We start from the raw sequence: 15,388 nt of genomic DNA on the forward strand, positions 1-15,388 counted from the left end.
ATAGATTAGATGAAGAATTCAAAAGCAATCGTCTCGGCATTATTATTAACACTCAGCGCGGGCAATACAACGCTGCTGCATGCTGCGCCGGATGATGCTAATGTTGCGACAGCTGAGAGTGCGACCGATGCGCAAATGCAGAACCGTAGCGTTGAGGACTTAGTAGCGATCGCTAAAGCTGGCGAGGCGAATGAAGCCATCAATGATGCGGTACTTGGTAACGACGCTATTGGAGGCACCATACTTGGTAATGAGGCTATCAATCCAAATGCTGCCAATGATGAAGCCATAGCAGAGTCTCAGGCCACTGCACAGCCACCTGTGCAATCTGATGCGGCTAATGTTGATGCTGATAAGCTCATATTAAATCAACCAGTCGTTGATCAAGCAAATATACTAAATCCGCAAGAGAAACAGCGTTTAGAGACCCAGCTTAGGAATATCTACCAGCAAGGTCTAGCTCAAGCAGCAATCGTCATCGTGCCTAGCACGAATGGCTTGCCGATATTTGATTATGCTTTACAGGTTGCTAATAAGTGGGAGCTTGGGGAGGAGGACATTGATGACGGCTTACTGATTGTGGTAGCAGTCAATGATCGTGACATGTATATCTTAACGGGTTATGGGTTAGAAGGCGTGTTGCCCGATGCGGCGGTCAATCGTATTATCCGTGAGGATGTTACGCCACTATTCAAGCAAAACAACTATGGATCTGGGTTATTGGCAGGTGTTGGTGCACTTGAAGCTCGACTCACTGCTGATCCTGAAGTGCTGGCTCGTGCCGATGCCCAAGCCGCAGAACGTACCGCTCAACAAGGTTCAGATGAACCATCAACACCTGTCTTTTTGTTCATCATGGCGATGATTTTTGGTAAGTTTATTACTAGTATTTTTGGACGAGTATTTGGCTCTATCTTAACGGCTGGTGGTTTCTTTGCTGGTTCTTTAGCATTGGGTGGCGGATTCTTTATGACTGTCATTATGGCCATCTTTATCTGGATGTTCTTAATTGCTAGAGGTTCAGGCGGCGGTGGTCGTGGTGGACGCGGCGGCGGCGGTTTAATTTTCTTACCTGGACTTGGTGGCGGCGGCGGCGGTGGCTTTGGTGGTGGCGGCTTCGGCGGCGGCGGTGGCGGCTTTGGTGGTGGCGGTGCTGGTGGATCGTGGTAAGCCAACCATCATCATAACAATCGATTCGTAGAATTAAATATTAAGAACATTGCTTTTATAATTTGTTTGATAATGTATTAGACGACAATGAGCAATCGCCTACTTGAGGAAACATTATGGCACAAAACAACTTACCTTCATCAGAGGCAAGTTTTGCTCGCTGGTGGCGTCAAGTCTTGTTTGTTCCGATGCTAAACAGCAAATGGCTAACAGCAGAGGTTAAGGCCCGTTTAACAGCGAAAGTGACAGAAGCAGAGCAAGGTCATCGTGGCGAAGTTTTTTTGGTTATAGAAAACCATCTACCCATTCAAGAAGCTTACAGCATCAACTGCCGTGAGCGTGCTATCGATTTGTTTAGCGAATACCGTGTATGGGATACTGAAGAAAACACGGGGGTCTTGGTTTATGTCAACATCTGTGAGCATAAGCTGGAAATTGTCGCAGATCGTGGTATTAGCGCTCATGTCAGTCCTACAGTATGGCGTGCGATGTGTGACAAAGCAGTGACGGGCATTGCCAACAAAAAGTCAGAAGAAAGCTTAAGTGATCTACTAGACGAGATAGGACAACTATTGCGTCAGTATTACCACTTAGAGCATGACCCAGCAGGTAATGAGCTGTCTGATACGGTAGTCTTTTTAAAGTAGCTTCCACAAAGTTATAGATAAGCAATTAAAGATAAGGAAATACTATGATTGATCTCATAAAAAAACTACCAAAGGCTGAATTGCATCTACATATTGAAGGTTCATTAGAGCCTGAGCTTATGTTTAGGCTGGCTAAAAAAAACAACATAGATATTCCTTATAAAGACATAGAGGACGTACGTAACGCTTATAATTTCACCAATCTACAGACTTTTTTAGATATTTATTACGCTGGTGCCAATGTACTTATCACAAGAGACGATTTTTATGATTTGACTTGGGAGTATATTTTAAAATGTGTTGAAGACAATGTTATTCATACTGAGATATTCTTTGACCCTCAGACGCATACGGCAAGGGGCATCGCTTTTGAAACTGTAATCACTGGCATAAAAGAAGCGCTGGCTGATGCCAAAGAAAGATACGGCATTACTTCTGGTATTATCATGTGTTTTTTACGTCATTTATCACAGCAAGATGCTTTTGATACGTTAGAGGAGGCGATGGCATTTAAGGAGGATATCATTGGCGTTGGTCTTGATTCTTCAGAGCTTGGTAACCCGCCATCGAAATTTACAGAAGTATTTGAAAAGGCAAAAGAAGCGGGGTTTAGGTTAGTCGCCCATGCAGGCGAAGAAGGTGACTTTTCTTATATTTATGAGGCTTTAGATTTACTAGGTATCGATAGAATAGACCACGGCGTGCAGTCGATTCATAGTGATACGCTTATGCAGCGGCTAAAAGAAGAGCAAATACCGCTTACGGTTTGCCCAAACTCAAATATTGAATTAAAAGTGTTTGAGGACTACAAAGCGCACAATATCAAAGAGCTTTTAGATTATGGTCTAAATGTGAGCGTCAATTCAGATGACCCAGCCTATTTTAAAGGTTATATTAACCAAAATTTTATCAACTTGTGTGACAACTTACCATTAACAGAAAACGATATTGTCACTTTGGTAAAAAACTCTTTTAGATCATCTTTCATAGATGATGACCTAAAACAAGCATACTTGGCTAAAGTGGATCGTGCATTGCAGTAATTTTTTAATTGTAGTAATTGTTCAGGGGCAGCTCAAAACTTAATTACCTATATAAAGCATTTGGCTATTATTGATACCGCACGTATTTTGTCAGTAAATGAACGCTTTGCTTTAGATAAATGCTTTGCCTTTTGTACAGCGATTACGTGAGAGCAGTCACTTTTTGCATTAATAAAGGCATTATCATGCCGGCGTTTGCAGCCAATGTGATATCCACGATGGTATTAGGCGTTGGATTTGGGTTTATCTCAATGACTGTTGCACCATTTTGCTGAGCTAATTGTGCCAGACCTGCAGCAGGGTATACCAAGCTTGACGTACCAATACTGATGAATACATCGCAATTGGCGGCAGCATCTTCAGCCGTTTGCCATGCTCCTATAGGTAGCGCCTCACCAAACCAGACGATATCAGGTCTGATATAACCATCACACTGTTGGCATGTTATTAATCTATCATCGAAACTGATGGCTTTTTTACTACTATCTAAAGCTGCTGATTCATTTTGATAAGGTGTACCACAGTCGTGACAGCGATTACGCCACAGATGACCATGTAGATGAATGGCCTCACTACCAGCTTGCTCATGTAAATCATCGACGTTTTGTGTGACCAACGTAAAGTGCTGTTTGTGGTTTTTGGCGTCTTGTTGCCATTGGGCAAGCGCATAGTGAGCAGGATTGGGTTTTTTGTCATGCACCAGTTGTCTGCGCCATTGATACCACGACCATACCAAATGTGGGTCTCGAGCAAAGGCAGTGGGGCTTGCCAAATCCTCTGCTCGATAATGTTCCCAGAGACCAGTTTGCTTATCACGGAAAGTTGGAATGCCACTTTCTGCTGATACGCCTGCACCAGTTAGAATACAGATCTGTGGTCGAACCGCTAGCAATTTAGCAGCCCGATGTACTTCTGCTATTAGTTTTGGCGATAATTCTGCTACCATGACTTAACCCTTGCTAATAATGGATATACTTTTCTATGATAGACGGAATTTGGTGGCTTGTCATATTGCTAGCAGTCATTACAGTACTATGGCTGATAGCACATTTACGTAGTAATAAAGTTGATCCCAAAAATGGAGCACACGTATCAGCGGGTAAGAAGCCATTAACAAATGATAGCTTACAAAAGACAGCTGTTTTAATTAAAAAACACTTTCCTAATTATAGTACCAGCAGAAGAGCTAAGCATTTGCTAATTACCAAAGAGAATAAAAAGATTGCAATAATTACCATAGATAATAGTATCGCAGCTGGTGAGCGCCGCTTAGGAGAGGTGCCTATTATCAATTATCATCGAGTACCGAGTCGAGCCCAGCTTAGTACTGACTTGCAAAAAGTATGTTGAGTTCAACAAACCAGCTACTTATCGCGTTGCCATCAGCCAAACAACAACCATTCCCCAGAATACAGACCCTACTGATAATGCTGCCATATAAAATACACTCATTACGTCTCCTAGACTTAACTCATACTATATTAAAAGTTATAAACCGCTGGCTCGTTTGAACCTATCTTAAACATGCAATTAACGAGCCAAAAACATTCTGTACTTGAATCTATATTTGGTTACTAGAATATTGCTATATATTCACTTAATTACATATAGTTACATAAATACCTAATAAGCAATAATACTTATGTTGCTTTTAAAATGTAAGTATTATTTTTGATAAAAGTAGTTTTTTTGTAAAGATTAAGCGAAGAAAGCAAAAAGGCGTATTTTTGCCATAAAGTAGCTTGCTCAAAAGAAAGGTTTAGGAGTGATAAAAGAGAAGGGTAGGTTTAGAGTAAACAGTTATTTGATAAGAAAGTTTTGGAAATGCCAGACACAGCATTATAGCTAAACCAAAATAGATAAGTTGGCTCAGTGGGATATACTTTAAAGTAATAGATTGATTACAATGATTGGTGCGCTCGGCGGGAGTCAATCAAATAGACCTAATCCTTTAATATCAAGGTTTATAACAATGTTGTAAATTAATTTAACAACAGATTTAACAACATTTCGTTATCGCTAAGATTGTTTTTCGCTGTTTATGCAAAGCAAGTTTGGTTACAAAGATTATGCTCAACGTGCCAGCCAATCACTAATAATTTTTTCTATCTGATACTTTTTTGCATAGAGTTGAATTGCTATTGACTGCACGTGTTCAAATAATGCTGTACTAAGTTAAGCGTTTTTTACGAATTTTTTTGTGGCTGGCGGGGGTGATTCTATCTTTGGATATTGTAAATCTCTTTTTGCAGCTCAATACGCCTCTGATAAGTGTAATTCGTTAAGCACGAGGTGTGTTCAATAGCGTGCATACTACCGCCTACCAACTCACGGGAGGTAAAATTGCAGGATTTATCCCTAAAATCAATCCATGCTAACTGAGCTTGCTTGAGATTGTTTTTTTCGGTTCTATCGAGCATACCTCTTAGCGTTTTATATGTACTGTTAAGTTTACTGTCCTCATAATCTAAGTTCTTACTGGTACAGTTATTCAAATCAATGGTTGTATATTCACCATCGCAAAATTCGATAGGTGCAGCGCTAACATTACCGATAGCGCCTACCAGCAAACTAACTCCAATACCTATATTAACCAAACCTGCATATAACCGCATGTGCAAACCTCTAACTCGATAAAATTTGATTAATTGTATCATTGTCGGTAATCAAAATAGTCAATTAATTTTATCTTTAAATGGTAACTTTAAAATTACCCTATTCCTAAGTTTTCATTTCCTGCTATCTACTGATACTAAAATCAACTTGCAATTTTCTTCCATGGGGTTGAATTGCGGAGCGCGTCGTACAGTAAGCTTTTATACGATGAAATTCATTAGCCTTCCAACAAATCTCACATTCAGACTTGCCGAGTAATGTCGAATACCCTTATGATGGTTGTACTTTGTCTAAGATGAGTCATCACCTCATCGTTGATAGACGATCTACACCTTATATCCCTGCTCAATAACCAAAAGATACTCCCATGACCAAAAACTTCTCTCAAACAGCGGCTTTCATCTGGTCTGTCGCTGATCTATTACGCGGCGACTTTAAGCAATCTCAATATGGCCGCATCATTCTGCCATTTACGCTACTGCGCCGCTTAGAGTGTGTGTTAGAAGAGACCAAAGCCGCTGTCGTTGCGGAAAACCAGCGTATCGCTGATATGGGTCTGTTTGAGGAGGCGCAAGAGAAGTTCTTGATACGTGCCAGCAAACGACCTTTTTACAATACCTCGCCGATGGATCTCAGCAAGATGGGTCAAAGCGATATCAAAGATAACTTAAACACTTATGTGCAATCCTTCTCTAAAGACGCGCGTGAGATATTTGAGCATTTCAAATTTGAAGAGTTTGTCGGTCAGTTGGCTGATGCCAACCTGCTATATAAAGTAGTGCAGAGATTTTCCAATACGGATCTTAGCCCCGAGGCGATATCCAATCATGAAATGGGCTTTGTCTTTGAAGAGTTGATTCGCCGCTTTGCTGAAAGCTCGAACGAGACTGCAGGGGAGCATTTTACCCCGCGCGATATCGTACGTCTGACAACCTCACTCGTATTTATGGAAGATGATGATGCCCTAACCAAAGACGGCATTATTCGCACCATTTATGACCCGACAGCGGGGACGGGCGGCTTCCTATCCTCTGGTATGGAATACGTGTTAGAGCTCAACCCTGACGCCGTGATGCGTACCTATGGACAAGAGCTCAACCCTGAGTCTTATGCCATCTGTAAAGCCGATATGCTGATCAAAGGGCAAGAGGTGAACAACATTAAGCTGGGCAATACCTTATCCAGTGATCAGCTGGCAGGTGAGCAGTTCGACTATATGCTATCGAATCCGCCGTTTGGAGTGGACTGGAAAAAGATATCAGGTGAGATCAAAGACGAGCACGAGCAAAAAGGCTTTGATGGTCGCTTTGGCGCGGGCTTGCCACGGGTGTCTGACGGCTCGCTGTTATTCTTGATGCACTTATTAAGCAAGATGCGTCCTATCGTTAATAATGAGCAGAATTATGAGCAAGCGACAGCCAATAGCAATCAGGGTAGCCGTATCGGCATCATCCTAAATGGTTCACCGTTGTTCACGGGCGGCGCAGGTAGTGGTGAGAGTGAGATCCGCCGTTATATCCTTGAGGCCGATTTACTAGAGGCCATTATCGCCCTGCCTACTGATATGTTCTATAACACGGGTATTGCGACCTATGTCTGGGTACTCAGCAATAAAAAAGCGGATGAGCGCCGTGGCAAGGTGCAATTAATCGATGGTAGTAACCTATATAGCAAGATGCGTAAATCGCTTGGCTCAAAACGTAATGAGATGAGCGATGACGATATCAAGACCATTATTCGCAGCTTTGGTGACTTCGAAGTGGTTGACGCGCGCGTGCTCGATAAGCCTGAAGAGGCAAAGTCTAACCGTGGCCGTCAGTCGGCTAATCCTAAAGCCGAACCTGCTAAAACCTTTGCCAGTAAGATATTTGCCACCCATGAGTTTGGCTATCGCCGTATCACGATTGAGCGTCCGCTTCGTCTATCGGCTCAGCTATCTGACGATTCTATCGAAACCCTACGTTATGCACCTAAGCCTTTTGATATGGTCATGCCAGCGCTGTATGAGAAGTTTGGTAGTAACTGGACGACTGATAGCGACAGTAATGACAGCAGTAAAAGCTATGGCGACTTATCAGCGGTCACCTTAGAAGCGCGCGCTATGATCAAGGCCGACTTTAGCGAGCTAAAAGAAAAGCAAATCAAAGACGTGCTTGATGCCAAACTTTGGCAGGATCAGCTTGAGATTATGAATAAAGCCAAAGCCTTGCAGGCGGCTATCGGAGAAAACCAATTCGATGATTTTAATGAGTTTGAAAAAGTGCTCAAACAAGCGTTAAAAGACGCTGATGTCAGCTTAGATACTAAAGAGAAAAAGCAGCTGATGGATGCCATCACATGGAAAAATCCTGAAGCAGAACCCGTCATCAAAAAAGCGATCAAGGTTGCCAATCCGCTCTATGGTGCGTTTAGTTATACTGACCCTGCCAGCAAGACCAAAATAGTAGAGTTTCAAACCGATAGTGATTTACGTGATTATGAAAACGTACCGCTGAATCCTAAAGCAACGACGACTGAGCTGATTGAAAGTTACTTCGCCCGCGAAGTGCAGCCGCATGTGCCTGATGCGTGGATTAATAGCGACAAGAAAGATGCTATAGATGAAGAGATTGGCATCGTGGGCTTTGAGATACCGTTTAACCGTCATTTCTATGTGTATGAGCCACCGCGTCCGCTTGCTGATATCGATGCAGACTTGGATGCTGTTAGCACTGAGATTATGAAGTTATTGGGTGAGGTGCATTCGTAATGGCTGAATTGATAATGAAGTATCAGCAATATGCAGAATATAAGGATTCAGGGGTTGAGTGGTTGGGGAAAGTTCCTAAAGATTGGTCTACTATAAGTTTAAAAAGAAAAGCTTCATTCATTACTGGAATGACACCATCTACAGCTATTAGCGCATATTACTCTGATGATGTGACGATATATGAATGGGTGCGACCAGAAGATATAAAAGAAAACACCGAAAAAGTTTGCGGAACAAAATATTTAACTGAACTTGGTTGGCAAACACAAAGAAAAGTTGCTAAAAACTCTGTCTTATTGTGCTGTATCGGGACGATTGGTAAGGCTGGATATGCATCTAAAACTGTTACGACTAATCAGCAAATTACCGCTGTCAGCTTTAAAGATAATTCAAAATATAATTATTATTTATTACTTGCAGCTAGAAACGAACTAGAGCAGATGGCTACTGGTAATGTAGTTAAAATTCTAAACTCGGAAAGATTAGGGCAATTATCTATTCCAAAAGTTGATTTATATCAAGCAAACCAAATCGCCAAATTTCTCGACCACGAAACCGCCCAAATCGATACCTTAATCGAAAAGCAGCAAACCCTTATCCAGCTGCTAAAAGAAAAGCGCCAAGCGGTGATTAGTCATGCGGTCACTAAAGGCTTAAACCCTAATGCACCGATGAAAGATTCGGGCGTTGAATGGTTGGGGGAAGTGCCAGAGCATTGGGAGGTTTCAAAGCTTAAATTTGAAAGTGAGATTATTGACTGCCGTAATAAGACTCCTGAGTATTTTGAAAATGGTGAGTACTTTGTAGTTAGAACAACTAATGTGAGGCATCAAAAGTTAAATTTTAATGGCGCTTTGTACACAGATAAAAAGAATTTTGATATATGGACACAAAGAGGAGTACCGCCAGCTGGCTCTATTTTTTTCACTCGTGAAGCACCTACGGGTGAAGTTTGTCTAGTACCAGAAAATTTGAAGTTTTGTATGGGTCAGAGAATGATGAACTTCATTGCTCATGATAAAAGCTATACAAACTACCTTTTCGATTATTTAATTTCAGATTGTCTTGATAGGTATATTAATAGCGTCTCACATGGAAGTACTGTAAGCCATTTGAGAGTTGAACAAGTTCAAAACATTCCTGTGCTAGTTCCTCCCTTAGATGAGATTGCACAAATTCATAATCATATAGAGAAGTTGAAATTAAGCTTTGACGATATTGAGCTAAATGCTAAAAAAGCCATTCAACTCATGCAAGAACGTCGCACCGCTTTAATCTCTGCTGCTGTCACGGGTAAGATTAATGTTCGGGGCTGGGTTGCGCCTGAGTAGGCTCTGTTCCATCACACTAATTCACTATTTAGGTTTGAAAGATATAAGCTACAGCATAAGCATACATAAACTCTTAAAATGGTATTGTTTAGCTTTGATAATGGGGCTAAATCGCAACTGCAAGGTGATAAGTTTGAGTATTGTTAAGTTAGCAAGTTTTTAAAGTTATTCTGATTTATAAGCACAATGCTCATTGAACCACTCAAACTGTTCTTTTTCAATTATCACATAAATATCTTTAGCACCAATAAATTCCAAGAATCTAGTTCTATGACGCCCGTTTTCAAAATCAATATTAAATTCAGATGAGTCGAAAACTTTCAATTCATTATCATTGATAAGAGTTGTTATCTCGAATCCTTTAGAACTGTCAGATTTATTAAAGCCAATCACAGGCATCATCATAGGAGTTGGGTCTTTACTAGAGTTATGATCGTGATACAACCAAATATGTCTGTCAGTGTATTGAGTTGAGTTTTTGAACTCTTCGCCTGCTTTATACTTTTTATGAAAATCTTTTTTGATCTCAGTTATTTCGTACTTTTTTAGGCGTGTTCTACGAAATATAGAACGTATAAATTCCCAAAGGCTGAATTGATTGAATTCTTTTTTTTCTTTCGGGTTCATGCCAGTATGCATTTCATTCTTATCGATAAATGAAGGTATGCACCCTGTTTGAAACCTCCAGAAAGTAATGATTTTATTCAAGTCAGCATGAAATATCATACGTTTATCTGAAAGTTTATGTGGATTAGGGAACATTCTAGGCTTTATGCCTTTATATTCAGGTAGTGATTGAACTATGTACTGGCTCATAAAACTCTCTTTACATAAGTATAATTTCAAAGTATAGATTAATAATGACCAATAAGATTTCGGTTTGCAAGATACAGCAGGAACTATTATAGCTTTAGGGTGCATAAAATACCCCCTAAGCAAATAAATCAAATCACTAATAAGAATAACACTATGACTCAGACCAGCACTGCTACTAACGCACACAACGTCACCTACGAATCTGTCTTCCAAGCCGATATTGTCAATCAGATGCAGGCGCACGGCTGGCAATTAGGCAGTCCTAGCGACTATACGGCTGAGACTGCGCTATATGAGCAAGACGTACTAGACTTTGTGCAGACCACCCAGCCGCAGGAATGGGAGAAGTTCTGCCGTACCTTTCCTATCGACTCAGAGCGTCACTTTATCGAAGCCCTAGTTAAGCAGCTTAATAAGGCAGACGCGCACGCCACCGATAGAGCCTCGCGCACTTATGGCACCTTAGGTGTATTGCGTCATGGGCTTAAGATTCGTAACGCACGTTTTAGCTTATGTCAGTTCAAACCTGAGCATAGCCTCAACCCTGAGACCATGGCACGCTATAAGGCCAATATCTGCCGTGTGGTGCCTGAAGTGGTGTATAGCCCTCATACCAGCCTTAAAGACGGCGCTGACACTAACGGCAAAGTCGCTAAGCGTAACCGTATCGATATCGTGCTATTCGTTAATGGCTTGCCCGTCACCACGATGGAGCTAAAGTCCGAGTTTAAGCAAGCGGTACAAAATGCCATTACTCAGTACAAGAAGACACGCCTGCCAAAAGACCCTGATACTAAAAAACCTGAGCCACTGCTGACGTTTAAACGCGGCGCATTGGTGCATTTTGCCGTCAGTCAGTATGAGGTCTATATGACCACGAAGCTGGCAGGTGACAGTACTTACTTCTTACCCTTTAACAAAGGCACCAGCGAGGGCGGTGCGGGTAATGACGTGCCAGCCGATCCCAATCGCTATGCCACAGATTACCTATGGAATGAAGTGCTGACGCCAGATAATCTATTGGCCATTCTCGGCCACTTTATGCACTTGCAGATCGAAGAGGAAGAGGACGCAATCGGGCGCAAGTCCAAACGTGAGACCATGATGTTCCCGCGCTATCATCAGTGGGATGTGGTGACCAAGCTGGTCGATGCGGCCATTACTGAGGGCGCAGGTCAAAAGTATTTGATTCAGCATAGTGCTGGCTCGGGTAAGTCTAACTCTATCGCATGGACAGCGCACCAGCTATCCACCTTATACAACAGTGACGGCGATAAGCAGTTTGACTCGGTCATTGTGATTACCGATCGCACTGTACTGGACGACCAACTACAAGATACTATTTATCAGTTTGAACATGCTGATGGCGTAGTTGGCAAAATTAACCGTAAAGAAGGTGACGGCTCAAAGTCTGAGCAGCTTGCCGAAGCACTGGTCAACTCCCAGCCGATTATTATCGTCACTATTCAGACCTTTCCGTTTGTGCTTAAAGCCATTGAAGACTCTAGCGTCTTAAAATCACGCCGCTACGCCATTATCGCCGATGAAGCGCACTCATCACAGACAGGCTCTACCGCACGTCAGCTCAAAGAAGTGCTGGTCTCAGGCGATATAGAGAGTAATACAGATGAGGATAAGCCGCTCTCTAGTGAGGATGTTTTGGACGCCACGCTTGCCGCGCGCCGTAGCAGTCCGAATCTAAGCTATTACGCCTTTACCGCCACGCCTAAGCCAAAAACCATCGAGCTGTTTGGCCGTCTGCCCAATCCTGACTTGCCCGCCGCTAGCGATAACCTGCCAGCCGCTTATCATGTCTATTCTATGCGCCAAGCCATTGAAGAAGGCTTTATCTTAGATGTACTGAAGAACTACACCAACTACAAAGTGATGTATCAGCTCACCCAAAAGCTGGCTAGCGATGACGATGAAGTCGATGCCCGCCGCGCGAAGATTAAGCTGAATAACTGGGTGCGACTGCACGAGCACAATATCGCGCAGAAAGTTAAGATCATCATTGAGCACTTTAACGACAACATAAAAGGCTTACTCGGCGGCCAAGCCAAAGCCATGGTCGTGACAGGTTCACGTAAAGAAGCGGTACGCTACAAGCTGGCCTTTGATAAATATATCAGTGATTACAGTTACCGCGGTATCAATGCCATGGTCGCCTTCTCAGGTGAAGTGACCTTTAACGATAATGATCCTGATAGCGGCGCATTACTTGGCGAAAAATTTACTGAGCATAATATGAATATCGGTCTCAAAGGCCGTGATATGCGTAAAGCCTTTGACACTGATGATTATCAAGTGATGCTGGTGGCCAATAAGTTCCAGACAGGCTTTGACCAGCCCAAACTATGCGCCATGTACGTCGATAAGAAGCTGACAGGCGTGGACTGCGTACAGACCCTCTCACGGCTGAATCGTACCTATAAGGGCAAAGCAGAGAGCGGTACCTTTGTGCTCGACTTCTTTAATGATCCTGAAGATATTCTTGATGCCTTCCAGCCATACTATGAGACCGCAACCTTAGTGGATGTGTCTGATCCTGATCAGGTGTATGATCTGTATGAGAAGCTACGCGCCAGTGGTATCTTCTTATGGCATGAGGTCGAGCAGTTCGTTGATGCTTTCTACAGCAAGAATAAGTCTAACGCTGCCATTAGTAACATCTGCAAACCAGCGGTTGAGCGTTGGCAGAAGCGCTATAAGCTAGCACGCGAGCAAGCCCAGCACGCCAAGATGATACTTGAGCAAACTAAAGATACTGGCAATGTGGTACTGATGACCAATGCCGAGAATGACTATAAAGGTTTTAAGGCTGATCAAGATGCGTTAGAGATCTTTAAAAAGGACTTAGGTACATTTACCCGTCAATATGAGTTTATGTCGCAAATCGTGGACTATGACGATAAAGAGTTGGAAAAGCTGAGCTTATACGCCCGTAACCTGCGGCCATTATTACGCGAAAGTGTGGACAATGAAGATGATATTGATCTAACCAACATCGCTATGAGTCATTACCGCGTCTCAAAGCTGCACCAGCAGGATCTAAAGCTACAGGAGGGTAGTGGTGAGTTAGAAGCTGGCGGTGGTAGCGGTACAGCAAAGCCAAAGGATCAGAAAGAAGAGCTGTTATCAAAGGTCATTAATCGATTAAATGAAGTGTTTGCAGGCGAGGACTTTACCGATAAAGACATGATCAACTTCCAAAATACGATTTGGGATAAAGTGACTGAAAATGAGATCGTGGTAAAGCAGTTTAGTAATAACAGTACCGATCAGATTATGCTGGGTGGTTATCCTGATGCGGCGATGGATGCGTTATTTGAGAGCCAAGAGGCGTATGAGGGCATGACTATGCACTTATTGTCTAATCCTGATCAGTTTAAGAAGTTTATTCGACTGATGCTTGATACGAAGTTGGGTAATGAGGTTTCAGGCTAGGTTATACAGATAATATAGGTTACATGGCATGACGGATAAGAATATCAATCTTTATGATACTGAAGAGGAACAGCTACGTTATAACGTGAGTATGCTGCCAACCCATTTGTTGATGAAAGGTTTACCTGAAGGCAAAATTTTATTGAGAAAGCTGACAAAAGGGCTTTCTAAGATACCTAAAAAGCAGAAGGTACAGATTGCGAATATATTTGATAATTTAGCTACGACGCAGGAAAAAGGAAGTGTTAAACCAGAAGATATAAGCTTAGAGGATGGAGAGCTATCTGAACATCCATATGAGTCATTGGTACGTATGCTTGGTGCTGAAACATCTACCTACTTACTTGAGCATGCTAAGGTCGTAGACTCGTGTCTAAACCTAAAGCTTAATGATCAACTTATTATAAATTTCAAAACCTATTTGTCTGATACATTCAATTACGAGGATGACGCTCTCAACGTCGATATGCCAGTAGAGGAGTTCTATTTATATTTGGTTTTGAGTTTTATTGCTCATCTGGATGCATGTATTCACCATGCGGCCTATTCAAAGGTTATTAAACCTATTAGTTTAGGCTGGTTATTTATGCAGAAGCTAAATCCAGATAAGTGGCATTATGACTCAACGAGTAAAAAATATAACTTAATCAATAAAAATGGTAGCCCGTTTACTTGCACTTCGCGCTCTTTTATTCATTTATTACTTACGGTCTTGTATTTTCAAAAGCATGGCACAATGCCTACAAGTCTATATGGTATTCGAGGCAAGATTGACTGGAGGGTAGAAGATGAGGAGGGTAAGCTAGATGAGTTTATCTATAAAAAAAGTGAGCGCGATAGTAAACGTAATTGGCTCAGTCTTGAAGACGTCTTTTGGTTAGTTGGTATGAAGGATTCTGCAAAGGATGAACCGAATGAAGTGTTGATTAACTGGCAACAATCATTTGTTAAGCACATAAAGACTGAAGATATTGATGACCTGAAAGGACTACCGCCTAGTGCTGAAGCCATCATCTGGTTTGTCTATGCCTTTTTCCAGAACACATTTGAGAAAACAGATAAGCAAAATAAAAAGCATAATAAACGAAGATGCATTATCCATTATGATTATTACGACTTGTGGGAGTCTATGACTGCATATTATGAGTCTAAGGTAAGTGAAGGCTTAAAAGTAGAACGTACTGAGTGGCCAGATTATTTAAAAAAACAAGCCACATGTATTGAACGCATGACTTGATTTTCGTGCCATCAATTAAGACTATTATTTACTCGGCGGATTATTATCTCGTCCACCACCTGATGGATTACCTGTCTGGCTTGGCCAGCCTGCACCTTGACCGCCATTATTCATATAAACTTTCATAGTTATTACTCCGTTAAAGATTTAGTTTGTATAGCCAGTTACTTACTGCCTATAACCATTATATTAACGAGTAATAAAAGTTGAATCTCCCCCCAAAACGTGAATTTTAGAAAAAATTTCTAGTTAACTGAAAAAAATCTCAAGAATTAAAGAGATAACCCGATTACCAATTTCTGCTTCCTCTTGATTCCTTTTTTCTCCTCTGA

General features: G+C 41.9%; 11 protein-coding genes. 8 read left to right on the forward strand and 3 right to left on the reverse strand.

Annotated elements, in window-relative coordinates:
* Positions 1-9 precede the first annotated feature (9 nt).
* The 3 genes from ACTXGH_RS11550 to ACTXGH_RS11560 all read left to right on the forward strand — a co-directional run bounded on the left by ACTXGH_RS11550 (position 10) and on the right by ACTXGH_RS11560 (position 2,860).
* Positions 10-1,170: a TPM domain-containing protein gene (locus tag ACTXGH_RS11550; RefSeq protein ID WP_439296579.1), complete on the forward strand. Its 1,161-nt coding sequence runs from the start codon at positions 10-12 to the stop codon at positions 1,168-1,170.
* A 116-nt stretch (positions 1,171-1,286) separates the two neighbouring features.
* The gene (locus ACTXGH_RS11555) at positions 1,287-1,817 is read left to right on the forward strand and encodes a TPM domain-containing protein (protein ID WP_439263230.1); all 531 of its coding nucleotides are present in this window, start codon (positions 1,287-1,289) and stop codon (positions 1,815-1,817) included.
* A gap of 44 nt (positions 1,818-1,861) precedes the next feature.
* Complete coding sequence (locus ACTXGH_RS11560) at positions 1,862-2,860, forward strand: adenosine deaminase (RefSeq protein ID WP_439263231.1); 999 nt, start codon at positions 1,862-1,864, stop codon at positions 2,858-2,860.
* A 142-nt stretch (positions 2,861-3,002) separates the two neighbouring features.
* On the opposite strand, the gene ACTXGH_RS11565 is transcribed toward ACTXGH_RS11560, so the two are convergent.
* Positions 3,003-3,806, reverse strand: coding sequence for an SIR2 family NAD-dependent protein deacylase (locus ACTXGH_RS11565; protein WP_439263232.1), 804 nt, complete (start codon positions 3,804-3,806; stop codon positions 3,003-3,005).
* Between the two features lie 35 nt (positions 3,807-3,841).
* Between ACTXGH_RS11565 and ACTXGH_RS11570 the strand changes: the two genes are divergently transcribed.
* Positions 3,842-4,210, forward strand: coding sequence for a hypothetical protein (locus ACTXGH_RS11570; RefSeq protein ID WP_439263233.1), 369 nt, complete (start codon positions 3,842-3,844; stop codon positions 4,208-4,210).
* Positions 4,211-5,079: 869 nt separating this feature from the next.
* Here the strand turns inward: ACTXGH_RS11570 and ACTXGH_RS11575 are convergent.
* A complete protein-coding gene (locus tag ACTXGH_RS11575; protein ID WP_439296578.1) occupies positions 5,080-5,475 on the reverse strand; it encodes a lysozyme inhibitor LprI family protein in 396 nt (131 codons plus the stop codon).
* A 368-nt stretch (positions 5,476-5,843) separates the two neighbouring features.
* Here ACTXGH_RS11575 and ACTXGH_RS11580 point away from each other — a divergent pair, with 368 nt between their 5' ends.
* Both ACTXGH_RS11580 and ACTXGH_RS11585 read left to right on the forward strand, forming a co-directional pair.
* A complete protein-coding gene (locus ACTXGH_RS11580; RefSeq protein ID WP_439296577.1) occupies positions 5,844-8,225 on the forward strand; it encodes a type I restriction-modification system subunit M in 2,382 nt (793 codons plus the stop codon).
* The gene (locus ACTXGH_RS11585; RefSeq protein WP_439296576.1) at positions 8,225-9,556 is read left to right on the forward strand and encodes a restriction endonuclease subunit S; all 1,332 of its coding nucleotides are present in this window, start codon (positions 8,225-8,227) and stop codon (positions 9,554-9,556) included. The genes ACTXGH_RS11580 and ACTXGH_RS11585 overlap by 1 nt, the downstream gene beginning before the upstream one ends.
* A 165-nt stretch (positions 9,557-9,721) precedes the next feature.
* On the opposite strand, the gene ACTXGH_RS11590 is transcribed toward ACTXGH_RS11585, so the two are convergent.
* Complete coding sequence (locus tag ACTXGH_RS11590) at positions 9,722-10,372, reverse strand: hypothetical protein (protein WP_439296575.1); 651 nt, start codon at positions 10,370-10,372, stop codon at positions 9,722-9,724.
* A gap of 153 nt (positions 10,373-10,525) precedes the next feature.
* Between ACTXGH_RS11590 and ACTXGH_RS11595 the strand changes: the two genes are divergently transcribed.
* Positions 10,526-13,819 carry a type I restriction endonuclease subunit R gene (locus ACTXGH_RS11595; protein ID WP_439296574.1) on the forward strand — a complete coding sequence of 1,098 codons (3,294 nt, stop codon included), beginning with the start codon at positions 10,526-10,528 and terminating at the stop codon, positions 13,817-13,819.
* A 28-nt stretch (positions 13,820-13,847) separates the two neighbouring features.
* Complete coding sequence (locus tag ACTXGH_RS11600) at positions 13,848-15,056, forward strand: hypothetical protein (protein ID WP_439296573.1); 1,209 nt, start codon at positions 13,848-13,850, stop codon at positions 15,054-15,056.
* The last annotated feature ends 332 nt before the right edge of the window (positions 15,057-15,388 follow it).

This window comes from Psychrobacter sp. 1Y10, assembly GCF_052259005.1.
Lineage (GTDB): Bacteria > Pseudomonadota > Gammaproteobacteria > Pseudomonadales > Moraxellaceae > Psychrobacter > Psychrobacter saeujeotis.

Excerpts from the sequence above, each read along its gene's own strand:
- ACTXGH_RS11550 (WP_439296579.1), top strand. The coding sequence starts at position 10 with ATGAAGAATTCAAAAGCAATCGTCTCGGCATTATTATTAACACTCAGC.
- ACTXGH_RS11555 (WP_439263230.1), top strand. The coding sequence starts at position 1,287 with ATGGCACAAAACAACTTACCTTCATCAGAGGCAAGTTTTGCTCGCTGG.
- ACTXGH_RS11560 (WP_439263231.1), top strand. The coding sequence starts at position 1,862 with ATGATTGATCTCATAAAAAAACTACCAAAGGCTGAATTGCATCTACAT.
- ACTXGH_RS11565 (WP_439263232.1), bottom strand. The coding sequence starts at position 3,806 with ATGGTAGCAGAATTATCGCCAAAACTAATAGCAGAAGTACATCGGGCT.
- ACTXGH_RS11570 (WP_439263233.1), top strand. The coding sequence starts at position 3,842 with ATGATAGACGGAATTTGGTGGCTTGTCATATTGCTAGCAGTCATTACA.
- ACTXGH_RS11575 (WP_439296578.1), bottom strand. The coding sequence starts at position 5,475 with ATGCGGTTATATGCAGGTTTGGTTAATATAGGTATTGGAGTTAGTTTG.
- ACTXGH_RS11580 (WP_439296577.1), top strand. The coding sequence starts at position 5,844 with ATGACCAAAAACTTCTCTCAAACAGCGGCTTTCATCTGGTCTGTCGCT.
- ACTXGH_RS11585 (WP_439296576.1), top strand. The coding sequence starts at position 8,225 with ATGGCTGAATTGATAATGAAGTATCAGCAATATGCAGAATATAAGGAT.
- ACTXGH_RS11590 (WP_439296575.1), bottom strand. The coding sequence starts at position 10,372 with ATGAGCCAGTACATAGTTCAATCACTACCTGAATATAAAGGCATAAAG.
- ACTXGH_RS11595 (WP_439296574.1), top strand. The coding sequence starts at position 10,526 with ATGACTCAGACCAGCACTGCTACTAACGCACACAACGTCACCTACGAA.
- ACTXGH_RS11600 (WP_439296573.1), top strand. The coding sequence starts at position 13,848 with ATGACGGATAAGAATATCAATCTTTATGATACTGAAGAGGAACAGCTA.